We start from the raw sequence: 15964 nt of genomic DNA, 5'->3' as shown, positions 1-15964 counted from the left end.
ACGGGCTGATGCGGACCCGCCACTCTTCCCCCAAGACTTAGGGTGCAGGCATGGTGCTTTTCAACGCGGCCACCAAGGAATTGACGGCCAAGATCGTTTATTACGGCCCTGGCCTGTGTGGGAAGACGACCAACCTCCAGCATGTCTACGACACGCTGCCCGGCGACGGCCGCGGCAAGATGCTCTCCCTGGCCACCCAGACGGACCGCACCCTCTTCTTCGACTTCCTGCCCATCGAACTCGGCACCATCCGCGGGATGAAGACCCGCATCCAGCTCTACACCGTCCCCGGTCAGGTCTTCTATGACGCCACCCGGAAGCTGGTGCTGCGCGGGGCCGATGCCGTCGTCTTCGTGGCCGACTCCCAGGCCCCGGCCCTCGAAAGCAACAAGGAGAGCTTCCAGAACCTCATCAGCAACCTGAAGGACCAGGGGGCCGACCTGGAGAAGATCCCCCACGTGATCCAGTGGAACAAGCGGGACACGCCCAACGCCCTGCCGGTGGACCAGCTGAATCGGGAGATCAACCTCTACGGGGCCCCCACCTTCGAGGCCTGCGCCATGCGGGGCGAAGGGGTCAAGGAGACCCTCACGGGCGTTGCCAAGCTGGTGCTCAAGAGCCTGGCGGAGAAATACGGTGGCGGCGTGGTGGAGGAGCCCCCGGTCCTGCTGGGTGGCGCCCCGCCTCCCCCTCCGGCCCCGTCGGCCGAATCCACCCGGCCCCTGGAGGTCGAGGAGCTGTCCGCCGGTGAACTGCTGGAAGAGATCGAGGAGATCCCCACCGAGCCCGCCCAGCCCGGACAGCCGGCCCATGCCCCCGTGGCCACCCACATGCCCCACAGCAGCGTGGTGGAAGTGCCCGTGGTGCTGGACCGCAGCCTCTTCAGCGGCGATTCGCCCGTGGAGATCCGGCTGAAGCTCTACATCAAGTAGGGCGAAAAACGCCGCGCGTTTTTCGTGATCGCGCGGACGCAGTCCGCGCGCTTGAGGCAAACTGGAGGTTTGGACTCGAGGCCCCACCATGTCCCGCCAGATCGTCACCCGCTTCGCCCCATCCCCCACCGGCATGCTCCACATCGGCGGGGTCCGCACGGCCCTCTTCTGCTGGCTCTTCGCCCGCAAGCACGGGGGACGCTTCATCCTGCGCATCGAGGACACGGACCTCTCCCGCAGCACCGACGACAACATCCGCATCATCGAAGAAGGCATGGCCTGGTGCGGCCTGGACTGGGACGAGGGCCCGGTGGTGGGCGACGCCAGCCAGTGGAAGGGTCCCCACGGCCCCTACCGCCAGATGCAGCGCATGGACCTCTACAAGGCCAAGATCCAGGAGCTGCTGGACAAGAACCTCGCCTACCGCTGCCGCTGCTCCCGCGAGGCCATCGAGGAGCGCCGCAAGACGGTGGAAGCCGCCGGCAAGGTCTTCCAGTACAACCGCGGCCTGGACGCCGGGAAGGGCTGTGCCGCCGCCCACCACGACGCCAGCCAACCCGCCGCCATCCGCTTCCGCATGCCCGAATCCGGCGACATCGTCGTGCCCGACCTCATCAAGGGCGACACGCGATTTCCAGCCGACAGCCTCGATGACTGGATCATCGCCCGCACCGGCGACGGTCCCGGCGAGATCGGCGTGCCCACCTACAACTTCTGCGTGGTGGTCGACGACACGCACATGCAGGTGACCCACGTCATCCGCGGCGACGACCATCTCAACAACACGCCCAAGCAGATCCCCCTCTTCGCGGCCTTCGGCTACGACCTGCCGGCCTTCGCCCACGTGCCCATGATCCTCGGGGCCGACGGCGCCAAGCTGAGCAAGCGCCACGGCGCCACCAGTATCACCGAGTACCAGGCCATGGGCCTGCTGCCCTCCGCCGTGCGCCTGGCCCTGGCGCGTCTCTCGTGGACACCCAAGATCGACGGCAAGGCCGTGGAAAGCGCCGAAGAAGAATTGCTCACGGACGAGCAGATGATCCAGCTCTTCGATCTGGCGGACTGCCAGAAGAGCGCCGCGCGCTTCGACATGGACAAGCTGCAGTGGCTGAACCAGAAGCTCATCCAGCGGTCCACCTGGCAGGAGCTGGAGCCGCATCTGCGCCCCTTCGTCATGGAGGTTTCCAAGGGGGCCTGGGAGGCCAAATCTGACGTCTGGAAGGCCCAGGCCATCCAATGCACGCAAAAGGGCAAGTCGCTCACCGACATGGCCGAGGCCCTGCGCTTCGCCTTCGAGCGGCCCGCCGCCTTCGACGAGAAGGCCGTGGAGAAGTTCATGACGCCCGTCGCCAAGCTTGCCCTCCGCGATCTGGCGGGCCTGACGGACTACAGCCACGAGGGGCTGGAGGCGGGCTTCAACGCCATCCTCGAGCGCCACGGCCTCAAGACCAAGGATCTTGCCCAGGCCCTGCGCGTGGCCCTCTGCGGCAAGCCCGTCAGCCCCGGCATCTATGACACGCTCATGCTCGTGGGCCGGGACGAGGTGCTGGCGCGCCTGGAACGCTGGCTGTGAGGGATAGGCGGCATTGATGGATCTGCAGGAGTTCACCCATCTCACCCTCGCGGTGCTGGAGGACCAGGGCACGGCGGCCTACGCGCCGACCATCCTCGCCGATGAGACCGTCCAGGTGATCCAGGGCATTCCCGAGGGCTTCGACCACCGGAAGGCGCTCCAGGAAACGATCCAGCGCCTCGGCCTCGAGCAATCCGATTTCTACTTCGGCGTGAAATCGGGCCCGGGCGAAGTCACGACCGGCTTCCACACACCCGTCGCCACCCACTTCCAGAAGATTTCCGAACTGCACAAGGGCTTCGTCGTCTCCGACCTGGCCGACTGCGCCTGGTGGACCCTGGGCCAGGGGCGGGACCAGTAGCCACTTCAAAAAAGCTGGAACCGCGAATGGCGCGAATCGCCCTGCGGGCGCGCGAATGAAAGCCGGAAGGTGCTTCCATTGTTTTGTTGTGTTTTTATTCGCGTCCATTCGCGTCATTCGCGGTTTCAACTCTTCTTTTTCTGGGTTCCCGCTATGCTGGTTGCATGATCCGCTTCTCGGCCGTGCACCCGCGCCCTAGCACCTTGCGTGCGGGGGGGAGCTGCAGCCGCTGACCTGGATCCAGGTTTCGACATCCCCCCGCCGCATCCGGCGGGGTTTTTGTTTTAGGGGGCACCCGTGAACCAGCATCCCAAGCTCGCCATCATCGGCTTCGGCACCATGGGCCAGGCCATCTGCGCCGGCCTCGTGGAAGCCTCGGGCTACCCGGCCCAGCAAATCCAGGCCGCCGACTGCCATCCGGCCCACGCGAAGGTCCGCGCCGAGGCACTCGGCATCGGGCTGTCCAAGGATGCCGAGGCCGCCGTCAAGGCCGCCGAGGTGGTGTTGCTCTGCGTGAAGCCGAAGGACCTGAAGGATCTGCTGGCCGGGCTGACGGCGGCGGGGGCTCTGGATCACAAGCCCCTGGTGGTATCGATCGCCGCGGGCACGACGCTCGCCTTCCTCGATGCCCACACACCCGAGGGCACGCCCCTCGTGCGCGCCATGCCCAACACGCCCTGCTCCATCCGCAAGGGCATGACCGTGCTGGCCCCGGGCAAGGGCGTCAGCGAGGCCCAACTGGCCACGGCCCGGGCTCTCTTCGAACCCCTGGGCCGCGTCATGGATCTGGACGAGAAGCACATGGACGCCGTCACCGGCCTCAGCGCCAGCGGCCCGGCCTTCGTCTTCGTCATCCTCGAATCCCTCGCCGAGGGCGGCGTCCAGTGCGGCCTGCCCCGGGCCGTGGCCGTCGAGCTCGCCGCCCAGATGACCCTGGGTGCCGCCTCCATGGTGCTGGAGACGGGCCGCCATCCCGCGGCCCTCAAGGACGAGGTCACCACCCCCGCCGGCTGCACCATCGCCGGCCTGCTGGCCCTCGAAGACGGCCGCATCCGCTCCGTCGTCGCCCGGGGCATCGAACGCGCGACCCAGGTGGCGGCGGGCCTGGGCTGAGGTTTAGCGCCCGTTCGAACGATAGCTGATACAATGGTCGTGATTAATGACCCCAGCGGCGCCGCTGAGTCGGCCGCCCTGCCTGGACGTATCGGAGGATCATCGTGGATCCCTGGGAGCCCCCCGACCTGAACCCCGTCACCGCGGAAGCGACTGGGCCGGGCGGGTCCCGATGAATTCCCAGATGCCGATCTACACCGAGAAGGCCCGCTGCCAGGACTGCTACAAGTGCCTGCGGGCCTGTCCCGTCAAGGCGATCCAGGTGGTGGACGACAGCGCGGCCGTCATGCCGGATCGCTGCATCTACTGCGGCACCTGCGTGAACGTCTGCCCCGTGGGGGCCAAGAAGGTCCGCGACGATCTGGGTCAGGCGCGGCTGCTGCTCAAGCGCAAGGCGAAGGTGGTGGTGAGTCTGGCGCCCTCCTTCCGGGCGGAATTCCCCGACCTGGAGCCGAGCCGGCTCATCCACGCCCTTAAGGAGCTGGGCTTCTGGGCGGTCTCCGAAACGGCCCTGGGCGCGGAGGAAGTATCCGCGGCCTGCGCGCAGGCCCTGGCGAAGGGCGGCCCGGGCGTCTACTTCTCCACGGCCTGTCCCACGGTGGTGGAGCTGATCCGGCGGTACCACTGCGACCAGATCCCCTCGCTCATGGGGCTGATGTCGCCGCTGCTGGCGCATTGCAAGCTGCTCCAGCGGGAATACGGCGAAGAGGTCGGCATCGTCTTCATCGGCCCCTGCATCGCCAAGAAACTGGAGGCCGACGCGCATCCGGACCTGCTCGATGTGGCGCTCACCTTCGCCGACCTTCGCCAGTGGCTGGACGAACGGGGCATCGATGAGACGTCCGAGCCGGTGGGCGAAGCGGATGTCTTCCTGCCCCGGGGAGCGCGGGATGGCGCGCGCTATCCCACGGAGGGCGGCATGAATCAGAGCATCGCTTCCCGCGGGAAGGGCGTCGATGCCACGTTCATGACCTTCTCCGGCATCCCTTCGCTGCAGGCGGCCATCCAGGATCTGCCGGGCCGTGCGATCCCGCAGACCCTCTTCCTGGAACTGCTGGCCTGCCAAGGCGGCTGCGTGAACGGGCCCCAGGCCTCGAAGGCCTGCGGCACCGCCCTGAAGTGGCTGCAGGTGATGAGCCACGCCTCGGAACCCGAAGAACCCCTCCGGGAACCCGCGCTCTCCCTGGCCGCCGTGACCTCGGCCCATCCCGTGCCCCGGTTCAGCCACGCGCCCGAGGCGCTGGCCGGGGCCCTGCTGCGCCTGGGCAAGGCCTGCCCCGAAGACGAACTCAACTGCGGAGGCTGCGGCTATGACCGCTGCCGTCACCTGGCGGAGGCGCTCCTGGAAGGCCGCGGCGAGCCGAACATGTGCGTCTCCCACATGCGGAACCTGGCCATGGACAAGGCCAATGCCCTGATCCGCTCCATGCCCGCGGGCGTGGTGCTCGCGGACGAGCGCCTGGCCATCATCGAATGCAACCGGCGTTTCGCGGAGACCCTGGGCGGGGACGTGCCGGACATCTTCGACGCCAAGCCCGGCCTGGGCGGCGCCGACCTGGCCAGGATCGCCCCGGAGCTGCGGGCCCCCTTCACCAAGGGGCTGGAGCAGACGGTCGACGCGCTGCGCAAGGAAGTGCGCATGGGCGACCGCATCCTGCGGCTCACCGTCTTCACGGTCCAGCCGGGGCGCGTCGTCGGCGGCATCCTCCAGGACATCACCGAACCCGCGGTGCGGCGGGAGCAGGTGCTCCAGCAGGCCCAGGAGGTGATCCGCAAGAACGTCAGCACCGTCCAGCAGATCGCTTTTCTTTTGGGAGAGAACGCGGCGGAGACGGAGATGATGCTCGAATCGCTGTCCTCGTCCTTCCGCCTCGCGCCCTCGCCCCTGGGCGGACCGGCGCCCGACGAGGAAGCCCCCCGTGAGCACTAGTGCACCGCCCTTCGTCATCGAGCTCGATCATGCCCAGGAGAAGAAGACCGGGCAGTCGGCCTGCGGGGACGTCTTCCAGTCCCGGAAGCTGGAGGGCGGGTCGCGGGTGGTTTCGGTGCTGGCGGACGGCCTGGGCAGCGGCATCAAGGCCGCGGTCCTGGCCAACCTCACGGCCACCATGGCGGCGCGCTACGCGGCCGAGGACGCCGACATCGTCCGGGCGGCCCGCACGATCCTGGAAACCCTGCCGGTCTGCAGCGAGCGCAAGATCGCCTACTCCACCTTCACCCTCGTGGACATGGATCGGCGGGGCGAGACGCGCATCGTGGAATACGACAACCCGCCCTTCCTTCTGATCCGCGGGGGGGACGCGCAGGCCGTGCCGTACCAGGAGCACCGCCTGCCGACGCCCACGGCCCGGGACGCGGTCCTCCGGGAGGCGCGGTTCCAGACCCGGCCGGGGGATCGCATCGTCATGTGTTCCGACGGCGTCACCCAGGCCGGCGCGGGCCAACGGTCCACCCCGCTGGGCTGGGGCAGCCCGGCCCTGGCGGCCTTCCTGCATGGACTGCTCAAGCAGCAGCCCGGCATCTCCGCTCGCCAATTGGCCCAGGCCGTGACGAAACAGGCCCTGGCGCTGGATGGGCACGCCGCGAAGGACGATATCAGCTGTGGGGTGATCTACCTCCGCAAGCCGCGGGAGGTGATGCTCTTCACGGGGGCCCCGGTGGACCGGGCCGTGGACAGGGACCTGGCCAAGCTCGCGCGGAGCTTCCCGGGTCGGAAGGTCATCTGCGGCGGCACCACTGCGGCCATCCTCAGCCGCGAGCTGGGACTGCCGCTGCAGATGAACCTGCGGGACCTGGATCCCCATCTGCCGCCGGTCTCCAGCCTGGAGGGTTTCGACCTGGTGACCGAAGGCGCCCTCACGCTGGCCGCCGCCGCCCGGCTGCTGGGGGAGCACGAGCATCCGGAATGGCTCCAGCCCAACGCCGCCACCCTGCTGGCGGGCGTCCTGCTGGACAGCGACGTCATCCACATCGTGGCAGGCACCAAGATCAACGACGCCCTTCAGGACCCCAGCTTCCCCCAGGACCTCGACATCCGGCGCAACATCCTGAAACGCATCCAGCGGGTGCTGAGCGAGAAGTTCCTGAAGGAGGTCCGGGTGCAGTTCGTCTGAGGGAGCTTTCGCTCTGGTTTCAATTGGTTTTGTGGGAGGCGCAAGCGCCGGGGTATCTTAGATGTTTGCCACCTGTGAGCCCCGATGTCCGCTGAACTGCCCACCCCCGAACCCAATCCTGAAACCAGGAGTCTCCACTTCATCGAGGAGATCGTCGAGGCGGACCGCGCTTCGGGCAAGCACGGGGGGCGGCTGCTCACGCGGTTTCCGCCGGAGCCCAACGGCTACCTGCACATCGGCCACGCCAAGAGCATCTGCCTGAATTTCGGCCTGGCGAAGGCCTACGGCGGCGCCACGAACCTGCGCTTCGACGACACCAATCCGGTGAAGGAGGACGTGGAATACGTGGATTCCATCCGCGAGGACGTCCAGTGGCTGGGCTTCCAGTGGAAGGGCGAGCACTACGCCTCGGACTACTTCCAGTTCATGTACGACTACGCCGAGTACCTCATCCAGCAGGGCAAGGCCTATGTCTGCGACCTGAGCGAGGCGGAGATCCGCGAGTACCGCGGCAACTTCCACGTGCCCGGGAAACCGAGTCCCACCCGGGACCGCAGCCCCGAGGAGAACCTGGACCTGTTCCGCCGCATGAAGGCGGGCGAGTTCGAGGACGGCTCGCGCGTCCTGCGCGCCAAGATCGACATGCAGGCCGGCAACATGAACCTGCGCGACCCGCTCATGTACCGCATCCGCCGCGCCCACCACCACCGCACGGGCGACGCCTGGTGCATCTACCCCATGTACGACTACGCCCACGGCGTGTCGGATGCCATCGAAACGATCACCCACTCCATCTGCACGCTCGAATTCTCCGACCACCGGCCGCTCTACGACTGGTTCCTGGAGCAGGACGTCGAAGGGAAATTCTTCCAGCGGCCTCTGCCGCGCCAGATCGAATTCGCCCGCCTCAACCTCACCTACACCGTGATGAGCAAGCGCCGCCTGCTGCAGCTGGTGCAGGACGGCATCGTGAGCGGCTGGGACGATCCGCGCATGCCCACCATCTGCGGGCTGAGGCGCCGGGGCTACACGCCCGAATCCGTGCGGGCCTTCGCCGAAAAGGTGGGCGTGGCCAAGCGCGACATGGTGGCCGACGTGGGTCTGCTGGAGTTCTGCATCCGCGAGGATCTGGAGAAGCGCGCCCCCCGCCGCATGGCCGTGCTGCGCCCGCTCAAGGTCGTCATCACCAACATGAGTGACGCCGACGCCTTCGAGGTGGAGGTGGCCAACCATCCCGAGGATGCGGCGATGGGCACCCGCAAGCTGCCCTTCACGCGGGAGCTCTTCATCGACCAGGACGACTTCCGCGAGGAGGCGCCGAAGAAGTGGTTCCGCCTGGCTCCGGGCGCCGAGGTGCGTCTGCGTGGCGCCTGCCTCGTGACCTGCCGGGAGGTCCTCAAGGACGCCGCCGGAAACGTGGTGGAGCTGCGCTGCGAGTGGGACCCCGCCAGCAAGGGCGGCAACGCGCCGGACGGCCGCAAGGTGAAGGGCACGCTCCACTGGGTGAGCGCCGCCCACGCCGTGAAGGCCGAGGTGCGCCTCTATGAACCGCTCTTCGCGCAGGAAGATCCCATGGATGTGCCCGAAGGGCAGGACTGGAAGGCCCTCCTGAACCCGGGTAGCCTCGAGGTGCTCGCCGAAGCCGCCCTCGAACCCAGCCTCGCGGAAGCCCGCCCCGGCGAGCGCTTCCAGTTCGAGCGCACCGGCTACTTCTCGGTGGATCCGGACAGCCGGCCCGGGAAGCCCGTGTTCAACCGGACGGTGGGGCTGAAGGACAGCTGGAGCAAGATCGAGGCCAAGCAGTAGGTGATTCCCTCCTCGCCGGGTCCCGACTTCGAAGGCTCCGCAGGAGCCTCCTGCGTCACCCGGCGGTCGGGAGGTCGAAGATCGAGGCCAAGCAGTAGGGACGTGAAGCCGCGAATCACCCTCCGGGCACGCGAATGGAAAAGCGGAATTTCCAACCTCAGTTCTCCATTCGCGCCATTCGCGGTTAAAAGCTTTTCATTCAAAGCACCATTCGCGACTGTTTCTCCCGCCCGGACCCGGCTAACCTGTGGCAGCGAGTCGGACGGAGACAAAATGATCGACTACTCAATAAAAACATCTCGATTGCTTTCCAGCCTTGCCTTGGGGCTCATCCTGGGCAGCGCCCGGGTGGCCCTGGGCATGGACTTCCCGGGGCCCAACCCGGGGAAGGCCGTGGCGGCCGAAACGGCGGGCCAATACTTGTCCCTGTCGAACCACGCCCTGTCCGCCTCCTGGGCGATCTTCGGCGGCCGGCTCGTGCCTGCGACCCTCAAGGACAAGCTGTCGGGCCGGGATCTGGAACCCGCGAAGGAAGCCTTCGTGCTGGAGTTCCACGACGGCACCCGCCTGAAGGCGAGCCGCATGAAGGCGTCCAGCTTCAAGGTCCGGACCCTCGCGGCCCAGCCCGGCGCCGTGGGCGAGGCGGGCCGCATCCCCGGCCAGCAGGTATCGGCGGTGCTGATGTCGACCGATGATTCCCTCCGCGTCGAATGGAAGGCCACGCTGCGGGACGGATCGAACTACATCCGGCAAGAGATCCTCATCCAGCCGCTGAAGGGCGACGCCGATCTGGCCAGGCTCGTGATGGTGGATCACTGGCTGCGCGGGGCGGATGTCACGGGGCAGGTGAACGGATCTCCGGTGGTGGCAGGAACGCTGTTCACGGGCTTCGAGCATCCCATGTCCGTGACTCAAATCGAGGCGGGCGGGGCGCCGAAGGTAATCCCCGCCCCGGGCAGCGACGAGGGCTCGCTGGCTTCGGATCAGTACCATGCGGTGGCCGAATCCAAGGGGCTCGAGCCGCGCTGGGGCAAGGCCCATGCCACCAGCTGGCTGGACCTTTCGCTGCCGATCCAGAAGGGGAAGACTTTCCAGGCCTCCTCGGTACTCGGCGTGGTGCCCCAGGGCCAGCTGCGGCGGGGCTTCCTCTACTACGTCGAACGCGAGCGGGCCCACGCCTACCGCACGTTTTTGCACTACAACTCGTGGTACGACATCGGCTATTTCACGCCCTACGACGAAAAGGATTGCCTGAAGGTCGTGAAGGCCTTCGACGCGGAGCTGGTCCAGAAGCGCGGCGTGAAGCTGGATTCCTTCCTCTTCGACGACGGCTGGGACGACACCTCCAAGGGAGGCCAATGGGTCTTCCACAAGGGCTTCCCCCGGGGCTTCACGGCCGTGAAGGAGGCCGCGGAGAAGGCCGGCGCCGAGCCCGGCGTCTGGCTCTCGCCTTGGGGCGGCTACGGTCCGCCCCGCGTGGCGCGGCGCAAGAGCGGCCAGGCTGCGGGCTACGAGGTGGTGTCGGATCCCTGGGAGGCCGATCCCGAGTACGGCCGGCTCTTCGCCCTGTCGGGACCGAAGTACTACGAAAGCTTCCACAAGGCCTGCCTGGAGATGGTGACCAAGTACGGCATCAACCACTTCAAGCTGGATGGCACCGGCAGCATCAACGCCGTCATGCCCGGCAGCCGCTTCGGTAGCGACTTTGAGGCCGCCATCTCGCTGATCCAGGATCTGCGGCAGGCCAAGCCGGGCCTCTTCATCAACCTCACGACGGGCACCTGGCCCTCGCCCTTCTGGCTGCCCATCTGCGATTCCATCTGGCGGGGCGGGGAGGACCACAGCTTCGAGGGCGCCGGTTCGGATCGCGAACGTTGGATCACCTACCGCGATGCCGACACCTTCGAGCGCATCGTGAGCGCCGGGCCGCTCTACCCGCTGAATTCGCTCATGCTCCACGGCATCCTCTACGCCAAGGGCGCCCGCGGCCTCAATGCGGACCCAGGCAAGGCCTTCACCCACGAGGTGCGCAGCTACTTCGGATCGGGCACCCAGCTGCAGGAGATGTACATCTCCCACGAGCTGCTCCAGCCAGAGGACTGGGACGCCCTGGCCGAGGGGGCCAAGTGGTCGCGGGCCAACGCGGCGACCCTGGTGGACACCCACTGGGTCGGTGGGAACCCCCGCAAGCTGGAGGTCTACGGGTGGGCCTCCTGGTCGCCCGAAAAGGGCATCCTGACCCTGCGGAACCCGAGTTCCGAGGCCCAGACCTTCACCCTGGACCTGGCCAAGGCCCTGGAGCTGCCCGAGGGCGCGGCGGACGCCTACGCCGTCAAGGCCGCCTTCAAGCAGCGGGAGCTCAAGGAGCTGGTGGGGGCCCAGAACCCCTACAAGCCCGTGAAGGTTGTGCTGAGGCCCTTCGAGGTGCTGGTCTTCGAGGCTCTGCCCCTTCGGAAGTAGATCCCGGGGGCCCTGGAAGGGTCCCTACTTCGCCGAGGCCCGGATTTTCCGGGCCTCGGCCCGTCTTGGTCCCTGTGACTCAGATCGCATCGGCGGTCCCCGGGAGGTTTCCCGCCGTGTCCGCAAGCCCGCGGCTCTGCTAGTCTCGATGGGTTGGGCCACCCCCGCCGGTGGTCCTGCCGGGAAGCCGCCCATGGATAAGCTCGCGAGCCTGCTTCATATGACCCCCGCCATCTTCTGGATGGTGGCCAAGGTCGTCATCGTCTTTTCAGCCGTCATGCTGCTGGCATCGGTGTGGACCTGGGTCGAGCGCCGGGGTTCGGCGATGATCCAGGACCGCATCGGCCCCAACCGGGCCAAGCTGTTCAACCGCTGGCCCATCCTGGGGCTCTCCCAGCTCCTGGCGGACGGCATCAAGTTCTTCTTCAAGGAAGACCTGGTTCCCACGGACGCCAACAAGAAGCTCTTCTGGCTGGCCCCCTTCCTCGCCTTCGTGCCCGCCCTCATCGGCTTCGCCGTCATTCCCTTCGGCAAGGATTTCGTGAGTGGCGGCATCACCTACCACCTCTCCGTGCTGGATCCCGGCAACGGCATGGGCCTGCTCTACCCGCTGGCCATCGGCGGCGTGGCCGTCTACGGCGTGCTGGTGGCCGCCTGGTCCAGCAACAACAAGTGGTCCATCCTCGGCGGCATGCGGGCCTCGGCGGCCATGGTGAGCTACGAGATCGGCATGAGCCTCGCCGTGCTCACCATCTTCATGACCACGGGCGGCTACGATCCCGCCGAGGTGATCAGCGCACAGGGCGGGGCCCTCTGGCACGTGCTGCCCAACTGGAACATCTTCCACCAGCCCCTGGGTTTCATCGTGTTCTTCACCTGCATGTTCGCCGAAACGAACCGCCTCCCCTTCGACTTCGCCGAAGGCGAAAGCGAGATCGTGGCGGGCTTCAACACCGAATACGGCAGCATGAAGTTCAGCCTGCTGGCCCTCGCCGAATACTCCCACCTGATGACGGCCTCGGCCCTGGTGGCCACGCTCTACTTCGGCGGCTGGCAGGTGCCCTTCATGCCGGATCCGCCGGTGATGCTGTCGATCCTGAGCTTCCTCGTGAAGATGCTGTTCTTCGCCTGGGTCTTCGTCTGGATCCGTTGGACCGTCCCGCGCTTCCGTTATGACCAACTGATGCGTCTGGGCTGGAAGGCCATGCTGCCGATGTCCATGTTCAACCTGGTCTTCCACGCCTGGCGCATGAGCCAGGGCCACTGAGGAGGGGCGATGGGCGTCGTCGTCAAAAAAGTCGAGCTGAGCTGGCTGGACCGCACCTATGTCTGGCCGGTGGCGAAGGGCATGGCCATCACCTTCCGGCACTTCATCAAGCAGCTCTTCACGCCCACGTCGAAGCGCTACACCATCCAGTACCCGGACATGAAGAAGGAGATGCCGGACGGCTACCGCGGCCTGCATGAGCTGAAGCGCTTCGAAGACGGCGCCATCAAGTGCGTGGCCTGCTTCATGTGCCAGGAGGCCTGCCCGGCCCGCTGCATCAGCATCGAGGCCGAGGAGTTCAGCGATCTGAACATCACCCAGGGCTTCGAGGAGAAGCGCCCCGCCAAGTTCAGCATCGACATGCTGCGCTGCATCTACTGCGGCATGTGCGAAGAGGCCTGCCCCAAGGATGCCATCTGGCTCCGCAAGGACTACGAAGTGGCCGCCTACGACCGCCTCTCCATGAACTACGGCAAGTGGGAGCTGATGAACACCTACGCCGAGGCCGATGGCAAGGAGCGCATCAGCCAGGACAACACTCCTTCCGTGCCTCGCCGCACGATCGCGTTGTAGGAGCGGCCATGTTCATGACCTTTGCCCTCATCACGCTCCTGGGCGCGCTCGGGATGCTGCTGCAGAAGAACATCATCGTGGCGGGCCTCTTCATGGTCGCCACCTTCTTCGGCGTGGCCGGCCTCTTTCTGCTGCTGGCCAACCCCGTGGCCGCCGCCCTGCAGATCATCGTCTACAGCGGCGCCATCATGGTGCTCGTGCTCTTCGTGATCATGATGCTGAACAGCCACGAGGAGGAGAAGGCCGAGACCTCCCGGCCCGTCCAGCGCTGGGTCTCCGTGGCGCTCGTCCTGGCCCTGGCCTTCGGCGCCGTGAAGCTCGTGCTGAGCTCCGCCGGAGTGAAGGCCCTGGACCTCCGCGGCGCGGCCATGCCCCAGGCCATGACCCTTCAGAAGGTGGGGACGACGCTCTTCGCCGACCACCTGCTGGGCTTCGAAGTGGCGGGCCTGCTGCTGCTGGCGGCCATGATCGGCGCCGTGGCGCTGACCAAGCGGAACCTGTGAGGAGCCCACGATGACCGGCATGGACGCGATCCTCCCGACCCTCAACGGCGGCCTCCAGGGATACCTGGTGGTGGCCCTTCTCCTGTTCGCCATCGGGCTGGCGGCGGTGCTGCTGCGGCGCACCCTGCTCATGCAGTTCATGGGCGTAGAGCTGATGCTCAACGCGGCCAACGTCGCCCTGCTGGCCTTCGCCCGCTTCCGCGGGGGCGATGCACAGGCCATGGTGTTCTACCTCTTCATCATCGCCGTGGCCGCCTGCGAAGCGGCCGTCGGCCTCGCGCTGGTCATCGGCCTCTACCGCCATCGGGACACCACCGACTCGGACCGCGCCGCCAGCCTGAAGCAGTGAGGATGTGATGAACAAGTATTTCTGGCTCATTCCGATCCTCCCCCTGCTGGGATCACTCTTCAACGGCCTTCTGGGCAAGCGTGCCGGCAAGGGCGTCGTCACCGTCGTGGGCGTGGGCGTCGTCTTCGCCTCCCTGCTGCTGGCCGCCTCCGCCTTCCTGGCCATGAAGGGCATGCCGGACCACCGCCTGATCCTCAACTACGGCGACTGGATGGTCACCGGCTCCATGAGCGTGCCCTTCGGCCTGGCCATCGATCCCCTCAGCGGCACCATGATGCTCGTCATCACGGGCATCGGCTTTCTCATCCACCTCTACTCCGTGGGCTACATGCACGAGGATGAAGGCTACGCGCGGTTCTTCAGCTACCTGAACCTGTTCGTGTTCTTCATGCTCACCCTGGTGATGGGTTCGAGCCTGGTGCTCATGTTCGTGGGTTGGGAAGGCGTGGGCCTCTGCTCCTACCTGCTCATCGGCTACTTCTTCGAAACGGACTTCGCGCCCGATGCCGGCCTCAAGGCTTTCCTCATGAACCGCGTGGGCGACCTGGGCGTGGCCATCGGCATGATGGTGCTCTTCGCCGCCTTCGGCACGCTGACTGTGGCGGACATCCTCGTGCAGGCGGGCCACCTCGCCCCCGAGGTGGGTTTCGGCGTCCTCACCTTCGCCACCCTGATGCTCTTCGTGGGCGCCACGGGCAAGAGCGCCCAGATCCCCCTCTACCTCTGGCTGCCGGACGCCATGGCGGGCCCGACCCCCGTCAGCGCCCTCATCCATGCGGCGACCATGGTGACCAGCGGCATCTACATGATCTGCCGCCTGGCGCCTGTGTTCAGCCTGGCCCCCATCACCATGGACGTGGTGGCCTGGGTGGGCGCGGCCACGGCGCTCTTCGCCGCCACCATCGGCCTCGTGCAGCGCGATATCAAGAAGGTGCTCGCCTACTCCACCGTCTCGCAGCTGGGCTACATGTTCCTGGGTCTCGGCGCCTCGGGTTTCGCCGCGGGCTTCTTTCATGTATTTACCCACGCCTGGTTCAAGGCCCTCCTCTTCCTCGGCGCCGGCAGCGTGATCCACGCCATGCACCACGAGCAGGACCTGTTCAAGATGGGCGGCCTGAAGAAGAAGACCAAGATCACCTTCATCACGATGTTCGCCGGCACCATCGCCATCATGGGCTTCCCGGGCACCTCGGGTTTCTTCAGCAAGGACGAGATCCTCTACCTCGCCTACCTGAAGTCACCGGCCCTCTGGGTGGTGGGCGTCATCGGCGCCTGCTGCACGGCCTTCTACATGTGGCGCCTGATGGCCCTCACCTTCTGGGGCGAGCCGCGGGATCATCACGCCTACGACCATGCCCATGAAAGCCCGCTGACGATGACGCTTCCGCTCATGCTGCTGGCGGTGGGTTCGCTGCTCTGGGGTTTCTGGGGCGTGCCCGAGGCTTTCGGCGGTCACTTCGCCGTGGGCGAATGGCTACGGCCGGCCCTCACCTACGGCCAGACGCACGCGGCCCACGGCCATCATGAAGGCCCCGCCGTCCTGCTCGCCCTGATCTCCACGGGCCTTGGCCTCTTCTTTGGCTTCCTCGGATGGAGGACCTACAAGAATGGCCCCGAGGCGGAACTGGCCTTCGCCGCGAAATTCCCCTTCGTCCACAACCTGCTGCTCAACAAGTACTACGTGGATGAGGGCGTCGAGCTCTACCTCCTGCGGCCCATCCGCTGGTTCGGCAACCTGCTGTGGAAGCTCTTCGACGTGATCATCATCGACGGCGTGGGCGTGAACCTGCCGGGCGCGCTGGCCCGGGTCTTCGGGGATTTCACCGCCCTCTTCCAGACCGGCCGGGTGCGCAACTACGCGCTCAGCATGGCGCTGGGAGCCGCGATCCTCCTCTATGTCTTCCTGAAGTAGGT

12 protein-coding genes and 1 pseudogene are annotated in these 15964 nt (G+C 66.6%); all 13 read left to right on the top strand.

Features of this window, described 5'->3' with window-relative positions:
• Positions 1 to 50: 50 nt before the first annotated feature.
• Positions 51 to 623, top strand: a pseudogene (locus QSJ34_RS18650) (GTP-binding protein); the annotation flags it as partial.
• 397 nt (positions 624 to 1020) lie between these two features.
• Positions 1021 to 2505, top strand: coding sequence for a glutamate--tRNA ligase (gene gltX, locus QSJ34_RS17625; RefSeq protein WP_285577809.1), 1485 nt, complete (start codon positions 1021 to 1023; stop codon positions 2503 to 2505).
• A gap of 16 nt (positions 2506 to 2521) precedes the next feature.
• Complete coding sequence (locus QSJ34_RS17620; RefSeq protein WP_285577808.1) at positions 2522 to 2866, top strand: hypothetical protein; 345 nt, start codon at positions 2522 to 2524, stop codon at positions 2864 to 2866.
• Between the two features lie 297 nt (positions 2867 to 3163).
• Entirely contained in the window at positions 3164 to 3979 is an 816-nt protein-coding gene (gene proC / locus QSJ34_RS17615; RefSeq protein WP_285577806.1) for a pyrroline-5-carboxylate reductase, read from the top strand.
• Between the two features lie 184 nt (positions 3980 to 4163).
• The gene (locus QSJ34_RS17610; RefSeq protein ID WP_285577804.1) at positions 4164 to 5909 is read left to right on the top strand and encodes a [Fe-Fe] hydrogenase large subunit C-terminal domain-containing protein; all 1746 of its coding nucleotides are present in this window, start codon (positions 4164 to 4166) and stop codon (positions 5907 to 5909) included.
• Complete coding sequence (locus QSJ34_RS17605; RefSeq protein WP_285577802.1) at positions 5899 to 7092, top strand: PP2C family protein-serine/threonine phosphatase; 1194 nt, start codon at positions 5899 to 5901, stop codon at positions 7090 to 7092. Before QSJ34_RS17610 ends, QSJ34_RS17605 begins: the two co-directional genes overlap by 11 nt.
• Before the next feature lie 84 nt (positions 7093 to 7176).
• Positions 7177 to 8898, top strand: a complete 1722-nt coding sequence (locus tag QSJ34_RS17600; protein ID WP_285577800.1) for a glutamine--tRNA ligase/YqeY domain fusion protein — start codon at positions 7177 to 7179, stop codon at positions 8896 to 8898.
• Positions 8899 to 9171: 273 nt separating this feature from the next.
• Entirely contained in the window at positions 9172 to 11358 is a 2187-nt protein-coding gene (locus QSJ34_RS17595) for an alpha-galactosidase (protein WP_285577798.1), read from the top strand.
• A gap of 193 nt (positions 11359 to 11551) precedes the next feature.
• A complete protein-coding gene (gene nuoH / locus QSJ34_RS17590) occupies positions 11552 to 12625 on the top strand; it encodes an NADH-quinone oxidoreductase subunit NuoH (RefSeq protein ID WP_285577796.1) in 1074 nt (357 codons plus the stop codon).
• Between the two features lie 9 nt (positions 12626 to 12634).
• A complete protein-coding gene (locus tag QSJ34_RS17585) occupies positions 12635 to 13198 on the top strand; it encodes a NuoI/complex I 23 kDa subunit family protein (RefSeq protein WP_285577794.1) in 564 nt (187 codons plus the stop codon).
• A gap of 8 nt (positions 13199 to 13206) precedes the next feature.
• The gene (locus tag QSJ34_RS17580; protein WP_285577792.1) at positions 13207 to 13701 is read left to right on the top strand and encodes an NADH-quinone oxidoreductase subunit J; all 495 of its coding nucleotides are present in this window, start codon (positions 13207 to 13209) and stop codon (positions 13699 to 13701) included.
• Positions 13702 to 13720: 19 nt separating this feature from the next.
• Positions 13721 to 14050, top strand: coding sequence for an NADH-quinone oxidoreductase subunit NuoK (gene nuoK / locus QSJ34_RS17575; RefSeq protein WP_420798881.1), 330 nt, complete (start codon positions 13721 to 13723; stop codon positions 14048 to 14050).
• Between the two features lie 7 nt (positions 14051 to 14057).
• The gene (gene nuoL / locus QSJ34_RS17570; RefSeq protein ID WP_285577788.1) at positions 14058 to 15962 is read left to right on the top strand and encodes an NADH-quinone oxidoreductase subunit L; all 1905 of its coding nucleotides are present in this window, start codon (positions 14058 to 14060) and stop codon (positions 15960 to 15962) included.
• Positions 15963 to 15964 lie beyond the last annotated feature (2 nt).

It is taken from the genome of Geothrix limicola (assembly GCF_030268085.1).
Lineage (GTDB): Bacteria > Acidobacteriota > Holophagae > Holophagales > Holophagaceae > Geothrix > Geothrix limicola.
The sequence above is the reverse complement of the archived record's forward strand: the minus strand, read 5'-3'. Positions and strand labels throughout refer to the sequence as shown.

Coding starts and splice junctions, on each gene's coding strand:
- nuoK (WP_420798881.1), top strand. CDS start 13,721: ATGGACGCGATCCTCCCGACCCTCAACGGCGGCCTCCAGGGATACCTG.
- QSJ34_RS17595 (WP_285577798.1), top strand. CDS start 9,172: ATGATCGACTACTCAATAAAAACATCTCGATTGCTTTCCAGCCTTGCC.
- QSJ34_RS17600 (WP_285577800.1), top strand. CDS start 7,177: ATGTCCGCTGAACTGCCCACCCCCGAACCCAATCCTGAAACCAGGAGT.
- nuoH (WP_285577796.1), top strand. CDS start 11,552: ATGGATAAGCTCGCGAGCCTGCTTCATATGACCCCCGCCATCTTCTGG.
- QSJ34_RS17610 (WP_285577804.1), top strand. CDS start 4,164: ATGCCGATCTACACCGAGAAGGCCCGCTGCCAGGACTGCTACAAGTGC.
- gltX (WP_285577809.1), top strand. CDS start 1,021: ATGTCCCGCCAGATCGTCACCCGCTTCGCCCCATCCCCCACCGGCATG.
- QSJ34_RS17580 (WP_285577792.1), top strand. CDS start 13,207: ATGTTCATGACCTTTGCCCTCATCACGCTCCTGGGCGCGCTCGGGATG.
- nuoL (WP_285577788.1), top strand. CDS start 14,058: ATGAACAAGTATTTCTGGCTCATTCCGATCCTCCCCCTGCTGGGATCA.
- QSJ34_RS17585 (WP_285577794.1), top strand. CDS start 12,635: ATGGGCGTCGTCGTCAAAAAAGTCGAGCTGAGCTGGCTGGACCGCACC.
- QSJ34_RS17620 (WP_285577808.1), top strand. CDS start 2,522: ATGGATCTGCAGGAGTTCACCCATCTCACCCTCGCGGTGCTGGAGGAC.